The sequence below is a fragment of the Streptomyces sp. MNU76 genome (assembly GCF_020982545.1).
Lineage (GTDB): Bacteria > Actinomycetota > Actinomycetes > Streptomycetales > Streptomycetaceae > Streptomyces.
Genome location: NZ_JAJKLK010000019.1, coordinates 705,360 through 724,000 on the forward strand (window position 1 = coordinate 705,360; position 18,641 = coordinate 724,000).

Annotated in this window: 15 protein-coding genes and 2 pseudogenes; 9 read left to right on the forward strand and 8 right to left on the reverse strand. The window is 71.6% G+C overall.

Translation table 11 applies throughout. The features are described 5' to 3' along the window. Positions 1–72 precede the first annotated feature (72 nt). The 3 genes from E4N62_RS29640 to E4N62_RS29650 form a co-directional block, all read right to left on the reverse strand. Positions 73–1,050: a M28 family metallopeptidase gene (locus E4N62_RS29640; protein WP_230219507.1), complete on the reverse strand. Its 978-nt coding sequence runs from the start codon at positions 1,048–1,050 to the stop codon at positions 73–75. Between the two features lie 119 nt (positions 1,051–1,169). Continuing rightward, on the reverse strand, positions 1,170–2,129 hold the full coding sequence (gene rarD / locus E4N62_RS29645) for an EamA family transporter RarD (RefSeq protein ID WP_230219508.1): 960 nt from the start codon (positions 2,127–2,129) through the stop codon (positions 1,170–1,172). Positions 2,130–2,756: 627 nt separating this feature from the next. After that, the gene (locus E4N62_RS29650; protein WP_230219510.1) at positions 2,757–3,611 is read right to left on the reverse strand and encodes an SDR family oxidoreductase; all 855 of its coding nucleotides are present in this window, start codon (positions 3,609–3,611) and stop codon (positions 2,757–2,759) included. A 91-nt stretch (positions 3,612–3,702) separates the two neighbouring features. Here E4N62_RS29650 and E4N62_RS29655 point away from each other — a divergent pair, with 91 nt between their 5' ends. Continuing rightward, complete coding sequence (locus E4N62_RS29655; protein ID WP_230219512.1) at positions 3,703–4,101, forward strand: helix-turn-helix domain-containing protein; 399 nt, start codon at positions 3,703–3,705, stop codon at positions 4,099–4,101. 95 nt (positions 4,102–4,196) lie between these two features. Here the strand turns inward: E4N62_RS29655 and E4N62_RS29660 are convergent, their stop codons facing one another. The 5 genes and pseudogenes from E4N62_RS29660 to E4N62_RS29680 form a co-directional block, all read right to left on the reverse strand. After that, on the reverse strand, positions 4,197–5,294 hold the full coding sequence (locus E4N62_RS29660) for a 2-oxoacid:ferredoxin oxidoreductase subunit beta (protein ID WP_230219514.1): 1,098 nt from the start codon (positions 5,292–5,294) through the stop codon (positions 4,197–4,199). Further along, entirely contained in the window at positions 5,287–7,224 is a 1,938-nt protein-coding gene (locus E4N62_RS29665) for a 2-oxoacid:acceptor oxidoreductase subunit alpha (RefSeq protein WP_184904732.1), read from the reverse strand. Before E4N62_RS29665 ends, E4N62_RS29660 begins: the two co-directional genes overlap by 8 nt. A 170-nt stretch (positions 7,225–7,394) precedes the next feature. Then, positions 7,395–8,106 (reverse strand): annotated as a pseudogene (locus E4N62_RS29670) (LuxR C-terminal-related transcriptional regulator). Positions 8,107–8,552: 446 nt separating this feature from the next. Next, positions 8,553–9,883 (reverse strand): annotated as a pseudogene (locus E4N62_RS29675) (sensor histidine kinase). A 232-nt stretch (positions 9,884–10,115) separates the two neighbouring features. Continuing rightward, positions 10,116–11,342 (reverse strand): sensor domain-containing protein, encoded by a 1,227-nt coding sequence (locus tag E4N62_RS29680; RefSeq protein WP_230219516.1) that lies wholly within the window; start codon positions 11,340–11,342, stop codon positions 10,116–10,118. 262 nt (positions 11,343–11,604) lie between these two features. Here E4N62_RS29680 and E4N62_RS29685 point away from each other — a divergent pair, with 262 nt between their 5' ends. Genes E4N62_RS29685 through E4N62_RS29720 form a run of 8 tightly spaced genes read left to right on the forward strand, consistent with a single transcriptional unit; the run spans position 11,605 to position 18,635 of the window. Next, the gene (locus E4N62_RS29685) at positions 11,605–12,024 is read left to right on the forward strand and encodes an NADH-quinone oxidoreductase subunit A (RefSeq protein ID WP_230219518.1); all 420 of its coding nucleotides are present in this window, start codon (positions 11,605–11,607) and stop codon (positions 12,022–12,024) included. Next, the gene (locus E4N62_RS29690) at positions 12,015–12,653 is read left to right on the forward strand and encodes an NADH-quinone oxidoreductase subunit B (RefSeq protein ID WP_230219520.1); all 639 of its coding nucleotides are present in this window, start codon (positions 12,015–12,017) and stop codon (positions 12,651–12,653) included. Before E4N62_RS29685 ends, E4N62_RS29690 begins: the two co-directional genes overlap by 10 nt. Beyond that, on the forward strand, positions 12,650–14,047 hold the full coding sequence (locus E4N62_RS29695; protein WP_230219522.1) for an NADH-quinone oxidoreductase subunit C: 1,398 nt from the start codon (positions 12,650–12,652) through the stop codon (positions 14,045–14,047). The genes E4N62_RS29690 and E4N62_RS29695 overlap by 4 nt, the downstream gene beginning before the upstream one ends. After that, positions 14,044–15,012 carry a complex I subunit 1 family protein gene (locus E4N62_RS29700; protein WP_230219524.1) on the forward strand — a complete coding sequence of 323 codons (969 nt, stop codon included), beginning with the start codon at positions 14,044–14,046 and terminating at the stop codon, positions 15,010–15,012. The genes E4N62_RS29695 and E4N62_RS29700 overlap by 4 nt, the downstream gene beginning before the upstream one ends. Then, complete coding sequence (locus E4N62_RS29705) at positions 15,012–15,572, forward strand: NADH-quinone oxidoreductase subunit I (protein WP_184904716.1); 561 nt, start codon at positions 15,012–15,014, stop codon at positions 15,570–15,572. Before E4N62_RS29700 ends, E4N62_RS29705 begins: the two co-directional genes overlap by 1 nt. Then, complete coding sequence (locus E4N62_RS29710) at positions 15,569–16,210, forward strand: NADH-quinone oxidoreductase subunit J (protein ID WP_230219525.1); 642 nt, start codon at positions 15,569–15,571, stop codon at positions 16,208–16,210. The genes E4N62_RS29705 and E4N62_RS29710 overlap by 4 nt, the downstream gene beginning before the upstream one ends. Continuing rightward, a complete protein-coding gene (gene nuoK, locus E4N62_RS29715; RefSeq protein WP_230219527.1) occupies positions 16,210–16,632 on the forward strand; it encodes an NADH-quinone oxidoreductase subunit NuoK in 423 nt (140 codons plus the stop codon). Before E4N62_RS29710 ends, nuoK begins: the two co-directional genes overlap by 1 nt. Then, positions 16,629–18,635 carry an NADH-quinone oxidoreductase subunit L gene (locus E4N62_RS29720; protein WP_230219529.1) on the forward strand — a complete coding sequence of 669 codons (2,007 nt, stop codon included), beginning with the start codon at positions 16,629–16,631 and terminating at the stop codon, positions 18,633–18,635. Before nuoK ends, E4N62_RS29720 begins: the two co-directional genes overlap by 4 nt. The last annotated feature ends 6 nt before the right edge of the window (positions 18,636–18,641 follow it).

Here is an 18,641-nt window from a genome sequence, read left to right on the forward strand (position 1 = left end):
CGACCCCGGAACGACAACCCCCCGGGCCTACCTACCGGGCGTCACCACCCGGAACGCCCCGCGCCGGGTGCCTCACTCCGACAGCTCCCACACCGCGTACGCCAGCGCGTCCCCGTTCCGGTCGAGCGCCGTGTCGTTGATGTTGGCCGTGGTGTCGCAGGACGAGTGGTAGCAGCGGTCGAAGGCCTGGCCGGACGTACCGCCCCACTTGGCGACCTGTGCGGCGGTCTTCGTCCGGCTCGCCCCCGTGAAGAGCCCGCCGACGGGAACGCCGGCGCTCTTGAACGGCGCGTGGTCGGAGCGGCCGTCGCCCTCGGTCTCGATCTCGGTCGGGACGCCGATGCCCGCGAAGTAGTCCTTGAAGGTCTGCTCGATGACGGGGTTGTCGTCGTAGACGAAGTACCCGGGGTTCGGCGAGCCGATCATGTCGAAGTTGAGGTAGCCGCTGATGCGGGCGCGGTTCGCGGAGGAGAGGTTGTTGACGTAGTAGCGGGACCCGACGAGACCCAGCTCCTCGGCGCCCCACCAGGCGAACCGGAGGTGCTTCGTGGGCTGGTAGCCGGTGCGGGCCACGGTCAGCGCGGCCTCCAGCACGGCTGCGGACCCGCTGCCGTTGTCGTTGATGCCCGCGCCCGAGGAGACACTGTCCAGGTGTGAACCGGCCATGACAACCTGGTTCGTGTCGCCGCCCGGCCAGTCCGCGATCAGGTTGTAGCCGGTGCGTCCGCCGGACGTGAAGGACTGCACGGTCGTGGTGAAGCCGACCGCGTCGAGCTTGCCCTTCACGTAGTTGAGCGACGCGAGGTAGCCGGCGCGGCCGTGGGCTCTGTTGCCGCCGTTGGCGGCGGCGATGGACTGGAACTGGGTCAGGTGGGCCTTGACGTTGGCCACGGGCAGGTCGGGCGCCGCGGCGATCGTCGCGGCCGGAGCGGCGGTCGCACGGTCGGGGGCGGGGGCCGCCCCCGCTATGGAACCGGTGGTGAACAGTGTGGCCACCGTGACGGCGGCGGCGACGGCGGTGCGGCCCGTGACTGGAACAGAGAGCTGCATGGTGGGGGGCTCCGAATTCCATGGGTCCGCCCCGGACGACACTATTGATGTGTCCATGGCGAACCCGGTGAATGAGGTGCCTGGATGGTGCGGGCGGGACTGACTCTCCGTCAAGGGTGCTATTTGGCCAGCGGGGTTCGCGCCTCGACGGGGCCCACGACGACGCTCAGTTCCTCCAGCCGCTTGCGCGCCACCCGCGCCGTCCGCAGCGCGTCCCACGTCAGCAGGGACAGCGCCAGCCACACCAGCGCGAAGCCCGCCCACCGCTCGGGTGGCATGGCCTCTCCGAAGTACAGGACACCCAGCAGGAACTGGAACACCGGCGCCAGATACTGCAGCAGCCCCAGCGTGGACAGCGGCACCCGGATCGCGGCCGCGCCGAAGCAGACCAGCGGCAGGGCGGTCACCAGCCCCGTCGCGGCGAGCAGCAGCGCGTGCGCGGTCCCCTCGGAGCCGAAGGTGGCGTCCCCGCGCGAACCCAGCCACAGCAGATAGGCCAGGGCGGGCAGGAACTGGATCACGGTCTCGGCGGCGAGCGACTCCACGCCGCCCAGGTTGACCTTCTTCTTCACCAGTCCGTACGTGGCGAAGGAGAAGGCGAGGCAGAGGGAGATCCACGGCGGCCGTCCGTAGCCGATCGTGAGGACGAGGACGGCCGCGAAGCCGACGCCGACCGCCGTCCACTGGACGGGCCGCAGCCGTTCCTTCAGCAGCAGGACGCCGATGGCGATGGTGACGAGCGGGTTGATGAAGTACCCGAGGGAGGCCTCGACCACCTGGTGGGTGTTGACGGCCCAGATGTACACGCCCCAGTTCACGGTGATCACCGACGCCGCGACGGTGATCAGGGCGAGCCTGCGCGGCTGTCGCAGCAGCTCACCGGCCCAGGACCAGCGGCGCAGCACCAGCAGCAGGACCGCGACGACCGCGAGGGACCAGACCATGCGGTGGGCGAGGATCTCCACCGCGCCGGAGGGCTTCAGCAGGGGCCAGAAGAGGGGGACGAGCCCCCACATCCCGTACGCCGCGAAGCCGTTCAGCAGCCCTATCCGGTGTTCGCCCCTCGACTGCGCCGCCACGGCCCCTCCTCCTCGCCCGGCCGCACCGCCGCGACCCCGACCCCTCGACCCTCCCGAAGGTAACGCCGAGCACCCCCGCCTGTCATGCCCGTATCGGCATACGGTCATGACAGCCGGGGTGGGGCAGAGGGGAGTCCGGGGCGCCGACCTGAGGGTTGCTCCATGCGTCGGCCGGGGCGGGGTGCCGACCGGGGTCTTCGGGCGTCCGTCGGGAGGTGCGGCGCAAGGTGGGTCGGGGTGCTGCCACGGGGCCCGGGGAAGCCCGGCGCGGCACCGGGAGTGCGGGGTACAGGCCAGAGGTGTTTGGGGCGCCTCCCTGAGGATATGGACGCCAAGCCGGGGCGCTCAGCCCCAGAGCCGGCGCGGCCCCAAGAGCCGAGGCGGCTCAGTCCCAGCGCCGGAAGGCGGCTCGGCCCCGGGTGGCGGAGGGTGGCTCGGCCCCGGGGTGGCGGAGGGTGGCTCGGCCCCGGGGTCGGCGGAGGGTGGCTCGGCCCCGGGGTCGGCGGAGGGTGGCTCGGCCCCGGGGTGGCGGAGGGTGGCTCGGCCTCGGGGTCGGCGGAGGGTGGCTCGGTCCCGGGGGCGGCGCGACGGCTCGACTCCGGGACCGAGGTGCTCAGTCCCGTCCGGTCACGCCTTCAGCGCCGCCGCGATCGACTCGGCGATCGGCGTGGTCGGGCGGCCGATGAGTCGGGAGAGGTCGCCGGAGGAGACGACCAGCTCACCCTTGGCGACGCACGCGTCGACGCCCGCGAGGATCTCGGCGAGGAACGGGGGGAGTCCGACGCCGGTCAGGATGCCGGTGAGCACCTCGACGGGGACCGGGTTGTTCGCTATCTCCTTGCCGGTCTGCGCGCTCAGCTCGGCCGCGTACTCGCCGAAGCTCCACGCGGTGTCGCCGCCCAGCTCGTACGTCTGGTTCTCGTGGCCCTCGCCGGTCAGCACGGCGACGGCGGCGGCCGCGTAGTCCGCGCGGGCCGCGGAGGAGACCCGGCCCTCACCGGCGGCGTGGGTGACGGCGTTGTACTCCAGCACCGGCGCGAGCTGCTCGGTGTAGTTCTCGTGGTACCAGCCGTTGCGCAGCAGGGTGTACGGCAGCCCGGACGCGAGCAGCACCTCCTCCGTGCCCCGGTGGTCGTCCGCGAGCGCGGCCGTCAGGCTGCCCGGCGCGCTGGTGTACGCGAGGAGCGCCACGCCCGCGGCCTTGGCGGCGTCGATCACGACCTTGTGCTGGCCCACCCGGTCGGCGCCGATCTCGCTGCCGGAGATCAGCAGCACCTTGTCGCCGGCGGCGAGGACACCGTCGAAGGTCTCGGGGGCGCTGTAGTCGGCGACGGCGATCTTCACGCCGCGCGCCGCGAACCCGGCGGCCTTCTCCTCGCTGCGGACGACGGCCGTGATCTGTTCGGCCGGTACCTTCTCCAGCAGGCCCTCGATGACGAACGTGCCGAGGTGGCCGGTGGCTCCGGTGACGACGATGCTCATGGTGGAACTCCTCCAGGGGGGCGGATGCGACACTCACCCTAGGGGGTGCACTAACTCTTCGAAAGTACCCACTTTGAAGTAAGCTACTGGCATGGCCGTAAGCAAGGTGTCGCCGCCGCCCGCGAGCAAGTACGAGATGGGCCCCGAGGGGATGTGCCCGTACCGCCTCGTCCTGGAGCACGTCACCAGCCGCTGGGGCGTCCTCGTCCTGATCGAGCTGCTGGAGCGGTCGTACCGCTTCAGCGAGCTGCGCCGGGCCATCGGACGGGTCAGCGAGAAGATGCTCACCCAGACCCTCCAGACCCTGGAGCGCGACGGCCTCGTCCACCGCGACGCCAAGCCCGTCATCCCGCCCCGCGTCGACTACTCCCTCACCGACCTCGGGCGCGAGGCCGCCGAACAGGTGCGCGCCCTCGCGGTCTGGACGAGGGACCGCATGGACGCCGTGGAGGAAGCCCGGCGGACGTACGACGAGGCCCGGCAGACGTAGGACGAGGCCGGGCGGACGTACGGCGAGGCTTGGGGCTGAACCGCCCCGGGCCTCGCCGCATTGTTCGTCTTCTGTCTTCTCCGGTCGGCCGCCGCTCAGCCGACCACCGTCCAGGTGTCCCCGCCGGCCAGCAGCGCCGAGAGGTCGCCCTTGCCGAACCGGTCGACGGCGGAGTCCAGCTGGTCGGCCATCTGCGTGTCGTAGACGGGTCGTTCGACGGACCGCAGGACACCGATCGGCGTGTGGTGCAGGGTGTCCGGATCGGCCAGCCGTGACAGCGCGAACGCCGTGGTGGGCGACTCCGCGTGCGCGTCGTGGACCAGGATCCGGGCCTCGTTCTCCGGGGTCACGGTGACCACCTTCAGGTCACCGGTGACCTCGTCCCGTACGACACCACGCCCGCCGTCCGTGCCGAACCGGATCGGCCGGCCGTGCTCCAGCCGGATCACGGCCTCCTCGGCCTGCTGCCGGTCCTTGAGAACCTCGAAGGCGCCGTCGTTGAAGATGTTGCAGTTCTGGTAGATCTCCACGAGCGCCGTGCCCGGGTGGGCGGCGGCCTGCCGCAGCACCTCCGTCAGGTGCTTGCGGTCGGAGTCCACCGTCCGCGCCACGAACGACGCCTCCGCCCCGATCGCCAGCGACACCGGGTTGAAGGGCGCGTCCAGCGATCCCATCGGCGTCGACTTGGTGATCTTGCCGACCTCCGAGGTGGGGGAGTACTGCCCCTTCGTCAGACCGTAGATCCGGTTGTTGAAGAGCAGGATCTTCAGGTTCACATTGCGCCGCAGGGCGTGGATCAGATGGTTGCCGCCGATCGACAGCGCGTCCCCGTCACCGGTCACCACCCAGACGGACAGGTCGCGCCGCGAGGTGGCGAGCCCGGTCGCGATCGCCGGCGCACGCCCGTGGATGGAGTGCATCCCGTACGTGTCCATGTAGTACGGGAAGCGGGAGGAGCAGCCGATGCCCGAGACGAAGACGATGTTCTCCCGGGCCAGCCCCAGTTCGGGCATGAAGCCCTGAACGGCGGCGAGGATCGCGTAGTCACCGCAGCCCGGGCACCAACGCACCTCCTGGTCGGATTTGAAGTCCTTCATGGACTGCCGGGCCGTGGCCTTGGGCACGAGGGAGAGCGCCTCGATCGTGCCGCCCGTGCCCGCGGCGCTCTCCGTGGACGTGGACCTCTCAGCCATCGATGGCCTCCTTGAGAGCCGTGGCCAGCTGCTCCGCCTTGAACGGCATGCCGTTCACCTGGTTGTACGAGTGGGCGTCGACCAGGTACTTCGCCCGTACGAGCGTGGCGAGCTGCCCGAGGTTCATCTCGGGGATCACCACCTTGTCGTAACGCCGCAGCACCGCGCCGAGGTTGCGCGGGAAGGGGTTGAGGTGGCGCAGATGGGCCTGCGCGATGGACTCCCCGGCCGTCCGCAGCCGCCGTACCGCCGCGGTGATCGGCCCGTACGTCGACCCCCAGCCCAGCACCAGCGTGCGCGCCTCGTGCGGATCGTCGACCTCGATGTCGGGGACGTCGATCCCGTCGATCTTCGCCTGCCGGGTGCGCACCATGAAGTCGTGGTTGGCCGGGTCGTAGGAGATGTTGCCCGTGCCGTCCTGCTTCTCGATGCCGCCGATCCGGTGCTCCAGCCCCGGCGTACCCGGCACGGCCCACGGCCGGGCGAGGGTCTGCGGGTCGCGCTTGTACGGCCAGAAGACCTCGGTGCCGTCCTCCAGGGTGTGGTTGGGCCCCTGGGTGAACTGCACGGTCAGATCCGGCAGTTCGTCGAGCTCGGGGATGCGCCAGGGCTCGCTGCCGTTGGCCAGGTAGCCGTCCGACAGCAGGAACACGGGCGTGCGGTACGTCAGCGCGATCCGGGCCGCCTCGAGGGCCGCGTCGAAACAGTCGGCCGGGGTGCGCGGCGCGACCACCGGCACCGGGGCCTCGCCGTTGCGCCCGTACATGGCCTGGAGCAGATCGGCCTGCTCGGTCTTGGTCGGCAGCCCGGTCGACGGCCCGCCGCGCTGGATGTCGACGACGAGCAGCGGCAGTTCGAGCGAGACGGCGAGCCCGATGGTCTCCGACTTCAGCGCCACACCGGGCCCGGAGGTCGTCGTGACCGCGAGAGAACCCCCGAAGGCGGCCCCCAGCGCGGCCCCGATGCCCGCGATCTCGTCCTCCGCCTGGAAGGTCCGCACCCCGAAGTTCTTGTGCCGGCTCAGCTCGTGCAGGATGTCCGAGGCCGGCGTGATCGGGTACGAGCCCAGGTACAGCGGCAGATCCGCCTGCCGCGAGGCGGCGATCAGCCCGTACGACAGGGCCAGGTTCCCGGAGATGTTCCGGTACGTCCCCACCGGGAAGGCATGGGTCGCCGGGGCGATCTCGTAGCTGACCGCGAAGTCCTCGGTGGTCTCCCCGAAGTTCCAGCCCGCGCGGAAGGCGGCCAGGTTGGCGGCCGCGATCTCCGGCTTCTTGGCGAACTTGGCCGCCAGGAACCGCTCGGTGCCCTCGGTCGGCCGGTGGTACATCCAGGACAGCAGGCCGAGCGCGAACATGTTCTTGCTGCGCTCGGCCTCCTTGCGGCTGAGGTCGAACTCCTTGAGTGCCTCGACGGTGAGGGTGGTCAGCGGCACCGGATGGAGGCTGTACCCGTCCAGCGACCCGTCCTCCAGCGGACTGGTCGCGTACCCCACCTTCTGCATCGCCCGCTTGGTGAACTCGTCCGTGTTGACGATGATCTCCGCGCCGCGCGGCACGTCCCCGATGTTCGCCTTGAGAGCGGCCGGGTTCATCGCGACGAGCACGTTGGGCGCGTCACCCGGGGTGAGGATGTCGTGGTCGGCGAAGTGCAGCTGGAAGCTGGAGACGCCCGGCAGGGTGCCGGCGGGGGCACGGATCTCGGCGGGGAAGTTCGGCAGGGTGGAGAGGTCGTTGCCGAAGGTGGCGGTCTCGGAGGTGAAGCGGTCGCCGGTGAGCTGCATACCGTCACCGGAGTCCCCGGCGAACCGAATGATCACCCTATCGAGTCGCCTGACGTCCTTCGGCCCCGCCGGATTGCGCTGTTCCCTCAGTTCTCCCAGAGCGGACTCGTCGGCCTGCTCCGCTGGGCTGCTGACCTGGCTGGTCACTGAACTGGACCTCCCTTGAGGCGGCTGTCCGGGAACGGCCGACCCGACGGCCCTCCCAGGACCAACCCTACGTCGGCGAGGCCGACGAAAGCCTCGAAGTCCACCCGGAGGCCGGACGGGCGACGGAAGAGGAGGAATCGGGAGCCCTCGTCTGGCACGGTGTCAGATAATCATGAATTCAGATAGGTGAGGACTGCCAGGACCCGCCGGTGGTCCCCGTCGCTCTGGGACAGCCCGAGCTTCAGGAAGATGTTGCTGACGTGCTTCTCGACGGCCCCGTCGCTGACGACCAGCTGCCGGGCGATCGCCGAGTTGGTCCGCCCCTCCGCCATCAGCCCCAGCACCTCACGCTCCCGAGGGGTGAGCCCCGCGAGCACGTCCTGCTTCCGGCTCCGCCCGAGCAGCTGCGCGACCACCTCCGGGTCCAGCGCCGTACCGCCCCGCGCCACCCGCACCACGGCGTCGACGAACTCCCGGACCTCGGCGACCCGGTCCTTCAGCAGATACCCGACGCCACGGCTGGACCCCGCGAGCAGCTCGGTGGCGTACCGCTCCTCGACGTACTGCGACAGCACGAGCACGCCCAGCTCCGGATGCGACTTCCGCAGCTGTACGGCGGCCCGCACGCCCTCGTCGGTATGGGTCGGCGGCATCCGCACATCGGCGACGACGACGTCCGGGAGGTCGCCCTGCGCCGCGAACTCGGTGATCGTCTTGATCAGGGCGTTCCCGTCCCCGACCCCCGCGACGACGTCGTGCCCCGGTCGGTCAGCAGCCGCGTGAGCCCTCCCGCAACAGCACCGAATCCTCGGCGATGACCACCCGCACCCTGTCCTCCACGCCTGTTCCCCACTGCACCCCGTACCGCGACACCCCCAGCATCCCAGCATCCGGCCGCCCAGTCCCCACACAGCCAAGGAAACAGGGGTGCAACAGGGTCGCGCCCACCCCCCAAAACCGCACGAGCGCACTCAGTCCCGACAAACCCCGAACACGCTCACCCGCGCCCTCTTAAGGGGCGCGGGGAACTGCGCGATCTTTTGAGGGGCGCGGGGAACTGCGCGAAATACCCCGACGAGCCGGCACGTACCCCCAAGGCCGAGGCGCCCACCCCTCAGGGGCGCGGGGAACTGAGCGAACAACCCCCACGAGCCGGCACGTACCCCCAAGGCCGAGGCGCCCACCCCACAGGGGCGCGGGGAACTGAGCGAACAACCCCCACGAACCCGCACCCACCCACAACACCAACGCACCCACAACGCAAGGCACCCACAACAGAGGGCGCCCCCGGTGAAAGGCGCCCCCACCCCAGCCGCCCGCAGGGCCCCTCAGGCCGCCCGCCAGGGCAACTCCGCCGTCACCCGAGTCGGCCCCCGACCGGCGAGTCGACCACCAGCACCCCATCGACCGCCCCGATCCGCTCGACAAGCCCCGCCAACCCGGACCCGGCCCTCGTATCCGCCCCACCCACCCCGTCATCGATCACCTGCAACATCAACCGGTCCTCGACCTTCCACACATCCACGGTCACCCGAGACGCCCTCGCATGCTTGCTGACGTTCTGCAGCAGCTCGGACACCGTGAAGTACGCGATCCCCTCGATCGCCGGCACCGGCCGCGCCGGCAGGTCCACCTCCACCACCACCGGCGCCGCACACCGCGAGGCCACCGCAGACAGCGCCGCGTCGAGCCCCCGGTCGGTCAGCACCGCAGGATGGATCCCCCGCGCCAGATCCCGCAGCTCCTGCAGCGCGGTCTTCACCTCACCGTGCGCCGAGTCGACCATCACCGCAGCCGCCCGGGGGTCCTCCGCCAGCTTCTCCTTCGCCAGCCCCAGATCCATCGCCAGCGCCACCAGCCGGGCCTGCGCACCGTCGTGCAGATCCCGCTCGATCCGCCGCAGATCGGCCGCCGCCGTGTCGACCACGACCCCCCGGTCCGACTCCAGCTCGACGACCCGCGCACCCAGCCGCGACGGCCCCAGCAGCGTCACCACCATGCCCCGGTCGACCATCGTCAGACCCCGCACGATCCACGGCGTGGCCATCGTGAAGAGCAGCCCGACCAGCGCGGTCACGGTCACCTCGAACGGGTTGTCCAGATACACGGAGTGCGTCTCGTCCCCGTACAGCTGCAACCCGTCCTGCCCGGCCCACACGGGGAACACCCAGAACCACAGCGGATACGTCAGCAGCGCCCACCCGTACGTCCAGAAGGTCACGGCCACCACGAACGAGAACACCGACCACGGGAACTGCACGAACGCGTACAACAGCTGCCGCCACGACGAGCCGCTGCGCAGCACCGCGCCCATCCACGCCATCGCCCCGCGCCCCCGCATCCGCAGCGGCTCCGGCGCGGCCACGTCCACCCCGAGCAGCACGCGCGCCCGCGCCCGCTCCAGCGCGCCGAACGCCCGGCACCCGGCCAGCCCCGCCGCCAGCACCGGCACCCCGAGGAACGTGATCAGCAGCCCGGCACCGACGGACACCATCGTGATGGCGTACGTGAAGAGCAGGATCCCGATCGGCAGCCCCAGCAGCACGTACCCGAACTCCCGCCAGCTGCGCGCCTCGAACGGCGCCCGCAACCCGGCCGGCACCCGACGCCGCCGCTCCTCGCCCCAACTCCCGTACTCGTCCCCGTACTCCATGGCCATCACCGTCGCCCGCCTCCGCTGTCCCGCACTCCCGATGTCGTACCTCCACCTTGCTGTCCCCCGGCTGCCGGAACCATGGAGCGGGTCGGCGTCTGGAGAGGGGGGTTTTCCCCACCACCCGCGCCCCGAAGGGGCGCGGGGAACTGCGCGAGAAGCTCCACCGGACCCGCACTCGCACACGCAGAAGGGGCGCCCACACCGAGCAGGCGCCCCTCACACCCCCGCAGTGGACCTACCGCCCTCGCCAGGGCAACTCCGCAGTCACCGTCGTAGGCCCACCCACCGGCGACTCGATCACGAACAACCCGTCCACCGCGTCCAGCCGCTCCGCCAGCCCGGCGATCCCGCTCCCCCCGTCGAGCCGCGCACCCCCACACCCGTCGTCCCACACCTGGATCAGCAGCCGGTCGTCGGACCGCCACACATCCACCGACGCCGCCTTCGCCCCACTGTGCTTGCTGATGTTCTGCAGCAGCTCGGAGACCGTGAAGTACGCGATCCCCTCGATCGCCGCGGCGGGCCGCACGGCCAGATCCACGGTCACCTTCACCGGCGCCGTGCACCGAGAGGCCACCGCCGACAGCGCCGCGTCCAGCCCTCGGTCGGTCAGCACCGCCGGATGGATCCCCCGCGCCAGATCCCGCAGCTCCTGGAGCGCCAGCTTCACCTCACCGTGCGCCTCCTCCACCATCGTGGCGGCCGCGTCGGGATCCTCCAGCAACTTCTCCTTGGCGAGCCCGAGCCCCATCGCCAGATTCACCAGCCGGGCCTGCGCCCCGTCGTGCAGGTCCCGCTCGATCCGCCGCAGATCGGCCGCGGCAGTGTCGACGACGATCCCCCGGTCGGACTCCAGTTCGGCGATCCGCCGCTCCAACTCGTCGGACGGCGACAACAGCGACCGCACCATCACCCGGTCCACGTTCGTCAGCCCCCGCACGATGTACGGCAGCACCGGCCACGCCACGAACAACCCCGTCAGGGTGATGACGAACGTCGTGACGGCCCACGGCATCCGGATCAGCTCGTACAGCATCGACCGCCAGCCGACCGGATCCTTCACGCTCATCCACACCTGCGCGAAGAAGCCCTCGTCCGCCCGCCGCCCGTTCCCGCGGAACGGCAGCGGACTCGGTTCGTCCACCCGCACCCGCAGTAGCGCCCGCGCCCGCATCCGCTCCAGCCGCGCCAACTGGCGCGCCCCCATCAGCGCGGCGGCCAGCAGCGGAAAGCCGATCACCGTCAACGTCAGGAACGCGCTGGTGAACAGCACCGTCGTCACATACACGAACCCGAGCAACGCGAACGGCAGATTGGCCAGCAGATGCGCGATCTCCCGCCAGGTCTGCCCCCCGAACGCGAACGTCGCGGGCGGCAGCGGGTCCGAGGGTGTGTGACTGGACGGCAGCGGACGACCGTACGGCCGCCCGGAGCCGGTCGGGGAGGAGAGGGGTTCGGTCATGCCCACCAGCCTGCCCGCCCCTCCCGGCCCGCGCCATGAGGCGGACCGCCCCGGCCACCCTGGGGAAAACCCCACCCCGTCCCATACCTCCCCTCCCGGCCCGATCACGGCGGCACTCGGGCATGCCGACCTGTGACGGGCTGCTTACGCTCTCTTTAGCAGGGCCTAGACTCCCGTGCGTACAGATCGTCGAACAGCGACGTACGTACGGCGTCCGCATCCCGTACGTACGTATCGCCAGGCCAGGGAGCGAGGGACGGACGTGCCGGAACCGACCGTCGCCGCAGCGGCGCAGCCGAGCGTCGTCGTCGCGGCGGACTACTTCCAGTCCTACTCGGTGGTCGGACTGCTCGCCGCCGTGGGCGTGCTCTTCGTGGCCGTCGCCTTCGGCGCGGGACGGCTGCTGCGCCCCGAGGTCCCCACCCAGGAGAAGCTCCTGACGTACGAGTGCGGCGTCGACCCCGTCGGCGAGGGCTGGGCCCACACCCAGGTCCGCTACTACGTCTACGCCTTCCTCTACGTCATCTTCGCCATCGACTCGATCTTCCTCTTCCCCTGGGCGACGGTCTTCGCCGATCCCGGCTACGGGGCCACCACCCTCGTCGAGATGTTCGTCTTCCTCGGATTCCTCGCCGTGGGCCTGCTCTACGCATACAAGAAGGGCGTCCTGGCATGGACGTGACGCCAGAAGTGAACCCGCCGGAGCCGGGGGCCGCGCAGCCCGTCCTCCTCCCGGAGCCCAAACGGCTGGGCGCGCTCGCCCGCCTCGCCCCCGAGCCGATGAAGGTCATCCTGAACTGGGGCCGCCGCTACTCGCTCTGGGTCTTCAACTTCGGCCTCGCCTGCTGCGCGATCGAGTTCATCGCCGCGTCCATGGCCCGCCACGACTTCATCCGCCTCGGCGTCATCCCGTTCGCGCCCGGCCCCCGGCAGGCCGACCTCATGGTCGTCTCCGGCACGGTGACGGACAAGATGGCCCCGGCCGTGAAGCGCCTGTACGAGCAGATGCCCGAGCCGAAGTACGTCATCTCCTTCGGCGCCTGCTCCAACTGCGGCGGCCCCTACTGGGACTCCTACTCCGTCACCAAGGGCGTCGACCAGATCATCCCGGTCGACGTCTACGTCCCCGGCTGCCCGCCCCGTCCCGAGGCCCTCCTCCAGGGCATCCTGAAACTCCAGGAGAAGATCGCCCGCGAATCCCTGGGCGAGCGCTACGGCACCACCCCTCGCCCGTCGGCGGCGGCGCTGCAGAGCACGCTGGTGAAGCCGCCGACGACCGAGGCCGGACCGGCCGAATCGGGGGACAAGTGACCGGCTGGCTGCCCACCCCCGTCGAGGAGCTCTTCGGCCCCGAGGCCACGGCCGAGGAGTCCTACGACGTCCTCACCGTGGACGTCCCGCCCGCCTCCTGGACCGAGGCGCTGCGCACGGCCCGCACCACCCTGGGCTGCACGTACTTCGACTGGCTGAGCGCGGTCGACGAGCCGGGCACCGGGTTCCGCGTCTCGGCCCACGTGGTGGCCCTGGCCCCCGTCCGACGCCTCCTGCTGCGCACGACGGTCCCCCACGTCGCCCCGCTCCTGCCGACCGCCGTCGACATCTACGCAGGCGCGGCCTGGCACGAGCGCGAGACGCACGAGATGTTCGGCGTCCGCTTCGAGGGCCACCCCGGCCTGGACCACCTCCTCCTCCCGGAGAACTTCGAGGGCCACCCCCTGCGCAAGGACTTCGTCCTGGCCGCCCGGGTGGCCAAGGCCTGGCCCGGCGCGAAGGAGCCGGGGGAGTCCGCGACCGGTGCACACGGCGCCCCGAAGCGCCGCCAGATGCTCCCGCCCGGTCCCCGACCCCAACGAATGGGGCCCCTCAAGGGCCAGCTCCCCGGCCCCGTCCCGCCCGCCCGAGCCACGGCGCCCCGCACCCCGGCCGACCGCCCGCCCCGCCGAACCCGCTCGACCACCGAGGGCTCGGCAAGCCAGACCCCGCCCCCGAGGCACCGGCCGCCCCGCCCACGTCCACACCCCGCGCCGCTCTCGGCATCGGAAGGCTCGGCGAGCCAGACGGCCACCGGCCCGGCCCCGGAGGCTCCCGGCGGCCCGCCCACGTCCACACCTCCGCGCCGCTCGCGCTCGGCATCGGAAGGCTCGGCGAGCCAGACGGCCACCGGCCCGGCCCGGGAGGCTCCCGGCGGCCCGCCCACGTCCACACCTCCGCGCCGCTCGCGCTCGGCATCGGAAGGCTCGGCGAGCCAGACGGCCACCGGCCCGGCCCGGGAGGCTCCCGGCGGCCCGCCCGCATCCGCGCCACCGCGCCGCTCCCGCACCGCGTCGCGGGCTCGGCCAGTCAGCGCGCCACCCCGCCGACTCGCCCCAGCCGCACCGCACCGCAGGCAGCCCGGACGCCCCTGGCACCACGCCCGCCCGGCTTTCGACACCCGCCGACCGAGCCTCAGCCTGATCCGGAGCCGCAGCCGCAGCCGCAGCCTGATCCGGAGCCGCAGCCGCAGCCGAAGCCCGAGCCGGAAGCGGGGCCGACGCCCGAGCCCGCGCCGAAGCCGACGCCCGAGCCGGAGGCGGGTGCGGAGCCCGAAGCCGCGCCCACGCCGCCCAGCGACCCCGACGACAACGGGACCCCACCGACCCCGACAGGGCCCCGGCACCCCGCCCCCGACGACACCCCCCGGAACCCCCACAGGAGGCGCGCAGTGAACGACGCTCTGGACGTCGCCCTGCGACTCCTCATCGTCTTCGTCGTCTTCCTGACGTTCCCCTTGATCATCGGCCAGACCGAACACAAGGTCATGGCCCACATGCAGGGCCGCCTCGGCCCCATGTACGCCGGCGGCTTCCACGGCTGGGCCCAACTCGTCGCCGACGGCGTCAAGTTCGCCCAGAAGGAAGACATCGTCCCGGCCGGCGCGGACCGCCGGGTCTTCCAACTCGCCCCGGCCGTCGCCCTCCTCCCGTACCTCCTCGTCCTCCTCGCCATCCCGATCGGCCCGGGCGAGGGCGCCGTCGGCGAGGTCATCGACGCGGGCGTCTTCTTCGTCCTCGCCGTGATGGGCGTGGGCGTCCTCGGCTCGCTGATGGCGGGCTGGGCCTCCGCCAACAAGTTCTCCCTCCTCGGCGGTCTGCGCACCGCCGCCCAGCTCCTCGCCTACGAACTCCCGATGCTGCTCACGGCGGCCTCCGTCGCGATGGCGGCCGGCACGGTCTCCCTCGTCGGCATCCTCGACGCCTTCGAGTGGTGGTGGCTGCCCTGGCAGATCGTCGGCGCGATCGTCTTCTTCGTCGCCGGCCTCGCCGAACTCCAGCGCCCGCCCTTCGACATGCCCGTCGCCGACTCCGAGATCATCTTCGGTGCCTACACCGAGTACACCGGCCTCCGCTTCGCCCTGTTCCTCCTCGCCGAGTACGCCGGCATCGTCGTCCTGTGCGGTCTGACGACCGTCCTCTTCCTCGGAGGCTGGCACGGCCCGTGGGGCGACGAAGGCCTGGGCTGGGTCTGGACCCTCCTGAAGACCGCCGTCCTCGCCTTCGTCGTCATCTGGCTCCGCGTGACCTACCCCCGCCTGCGCGAGGACCAGCTCCAGAAACTCTCCTGGACCCTCCTCGTCCCCCTCTCCCTCGTCCAGATCGCCCTCACCGGCACCATCAAGGTGGTGTTCCTCTAATGGCCCCCATCCCCGGCTCGGGCCTCGCCAAGGGCCTGGCCGTCACCCTTCGCACGATGACGCGCAGGACCGTCACCGAGCAGTACCCGGACGTCCAGCCGGAGCTGCCGCCCCGCACCCGTGGTGTCATCGGGCTCTTCGAGGAGAACTGCACGGTCTGCATGCTGTGCGCCCGCGAGTGCCCGGACTGGTGCATCTACATCGACTCCCACAAGGAGACGGTCCCGCCCGCCGCCCCCGGCGGCCGCGAGCGCAGCCGCAACGTCCTGGACCGCTTCGCCATCGACTTCGCCCTCTGCATGTACTGCGGTATCTGCATCGAGGTCTGCCCCTTCGACGCCCTCTTCTGGTCCCCGGAGTTCGAGTACGCGGAGACCGACATCCACGAACTCACCCACGAGCGCGACAAGCTCCGCGAGTGGATGTGGACCGTCCCCTCGCCCCCGGCCCTCGACCCCGCCGCCGAGGAACCCAAGGAACTGGCCGCCGCCCGCAAGACCGCCGAGAAACTGGCGGCCTCCCGGGCCGAGCCGGCCGGCACCGAGGGAGAACCCACATGACCCTCACCCAGGCACCGCAGGGCTTCCTCTCCCCGACGGGTGTGGAGATCGCCTTCGTGCTCGTCGGCCTCGTCACCTTCGGCGCCGCGATCGTCTCCGTCACCACCCGGCAGCTGGTGCACGCCGCCCTGTGGCTGGTCGTGGCGCTCGGCGGTCTCGCCGTCGAATACCTCCTGCTCACCGCCGAGTTCATCGCCTGGGTGCAGGTCCTGATCTACGTCGGCTCCGTCGTCGTCCTCCTCCTCTTCGGACTGATGCTCACCAAGGCCCCCATCGGCCGCTCCCCGGACGCCGACTCCGGCAACCGCTGGGCCGCCCTCACCGTGGCCGTCGCCTCCGCCGCCGCCCTCGTCTGGGTCGTCGTCGACGCCTTCCGCACCACCTGGATCGACCTCGACGGCCCGGCCGCCGGCTCCACCGAGGCCACCGGCGAGAGCCTCTTCCAGAACTGGGTCCTCCCCTTCGAGGCCCTATCCGTCCTCCTGCTGGCCGCCCTGGTCGGCGCGATCGTCCTCTCCCGCAAGGCGAAAGCGGACGCGCCCCCCACTGCGCCCAGGACCCAGCAGGCCCAGCCGAAGGCCCCCACCGGACCCGAGTCGGCCGAGTCGGCCGACTCCGCCGAGGGAGGTGCCCGCTGATGCACCTCGCCTATCCCGTCGTGCTCTCCGCCCTCCTCTTCTGCACGGGCCTGTACGGCGTCCTCGCCCGCCGCAACGCGATCCTCGTCCTGATGTCCGTCGAGCTGATGCTCAACGCGGTCAACCTCAACCTCGTCGCCTTCGACGTCTGGCTCAGCAGGACCGCCGAGGAGACCCTGCACTCCGGCCAGGCCCTGACCCTGTTCACGATCACCATCGCCGCTGCCGAGATCGGCATCGGCCTGGCGATCGTCCTCGCGGTCCACCGCAACCGGGGCACCGCCGACATCGACAAGCTCCGCGACACCGCCGAGCACCCCGACGACCCCGACGAAGCTCCCGGCCCCGACGTCGACGACACCCGCGAGCCCGGCCTGCCCGGCCGCCCCGAGCGGAGCGAGAAGGCTGAGGCCACCGCGTGACCACGACCACCCTCGCCGTCCTCGTCCCCCTCCTCCCGTTCCTCGGCGCCGCCGCAGGCCTGCTCCTCGGCCGCACCGCCCCCGGCTTCGTCCGCCCTCTCGCCGTACTGCCCACCCTGACGGCCTTCGCCCTGGCCGTCCTGGTCGCCGTACGCCAGGGCGGCGAGCGGACCCTCGACGCGGCCACCCAGCTCACCCCGACCGGCTCGGTCCCGATCGACCTCGCCCTGCACATCGACGGCTTCGCCGCCCTCGTCGCCGTCCTGGTCGGCCTCGTCGCCACCTGTGTGCAGATCTACTCGACCGGCTACCTCCGCGACGACCCGCGCTACCCCTCCTACGCCGCCCTCGTCTCCCTCTTCACCTCCGCGATGCTGCTCGTCGTCTACTCCGGCGACCTGATGGTGCTCCTGGTCGGCTGGGAGATCATGGGCATCTGCTCGTACTTCCTGGTCGGCCACTACTGGGAGACCCCGGAGGCCCGCGCCGCCTCCTTGAAGGCCTTCCTGGTCACCAAGCTCGGCGACGTCCCCTTCCTGATCGGTCTGTTCGCCCTCGCCACGGACGCCGGGTCGTTCCGCATCACGCGGATCCTCGCCACCGTCGCCGACGGCGGCCTCGACCATCCCACCCTCGTCGCGCTCCTGCTCCTCGCCGGAGTCGCCGGCAAGTCGGCCCAGTTCCCCCTCCACACCTGGCTCCCCGACGCGATGGCGGGCCCCACGCCCGTCTCCGCCCTGATCCACGCGGCGACGATGGTCGCCGCCGGTGTCTACTTCGTCGCCCGTCTCCTCCCGGTCTTCGCCGCCTCCTCGGCGGCGCTGGTCGTCCTCGCCGCAATGGCCGCGCTCACCATGGCCGGTTCGGGGCTCGCCGCCCTCGCCCAGGACGACATCAAGCGCGTCCTCGCCTACTCGACGATCGGCCAGCTCGGCTACATGACCGGCGCCCTCGCCGTCGGCGACCGCGGCGCCGCCGTCTTCCACCTCCTCTCGCACGGTGCCTTCAAGGCGCTGCTGTTCCTCGCCGCCGGCGTGATCATCCACGCGTCCGGCACCAACTCCCTGGCCGCCATGTCCCGCATGAGCCATCTGCGCGCCCGCGTGCCCGACGCCTTCTGGACGATGACCGTGGCGCTGCTCGCCCTGGCCGCGATCCCGCCCTTCAGCGGCTTCTTCTCCAAGGAGTCCGTCCTCGGCGCCGCCGAGCACGCCGCCACCGGCCACACCCTCACCGGCCCCGTCGAGCACGTCCCGGCCGCCGCCGGCTGGACCGTCCTGGTCGCCGGTGTCCTCACGGCCCTGCTCACCGCCGCGTACGCCGCCCGACTGTGGCTGCTCGCCTTCCGCGGCCAGGGCACCGAGGCGCCCGACCACGGCCGTCAGCCCCACGCGATGACCGTGGTGCTGTGGGTGCTGGCCGTCCCGTCCCTCGCCCTCGGCGGACTCGCCTACGGCAGGCTCCCCGACTGGTTCGACGGCGACGACCTGGCCCCCACCCTCACCACGTCCGTCCTCGGCACGGGCGCCGCCCTGATCGGCGCCCTGGCGATGTACGCGGCCTGGCGGTACACCACGGCCGTGGCCCACCCGCCGCTGGGCGCGGTCGCGGCCCACCCCGACGCGGACCCCGGCACCGTCGAGGCGGAGGCCATCGCCAGCCACACCCCCGCCTACGGGGACGTGGCCTCGGCACCCGACCCGGCCGACCCGGGCCGCCTCCTGCTCGGCCCGCTGCACCGTCACGCCGCCGTCGGCTTCCACCTCGACGCCGTGTACTCGGCACTCTTCGTCCGCCCGGTCCGGGCCGGCGCGAGCCTCGTCCGGTTCCTCGACCGCGAGGTCGTCGACACCTATGTGAGCGGCGCGGGCGCCCTGCCCCGCCTGCTGGGCGCGGCCGTCCGCAAGGCCCAGACCGGCAACGTCCAGACCTATGTGAGCGCGCTGCTCGCCGGCACCGTCGTCCTGGTGGTGGCCGCCCTCGTCGTCGCCACGGGAGCGTGAGCAGGC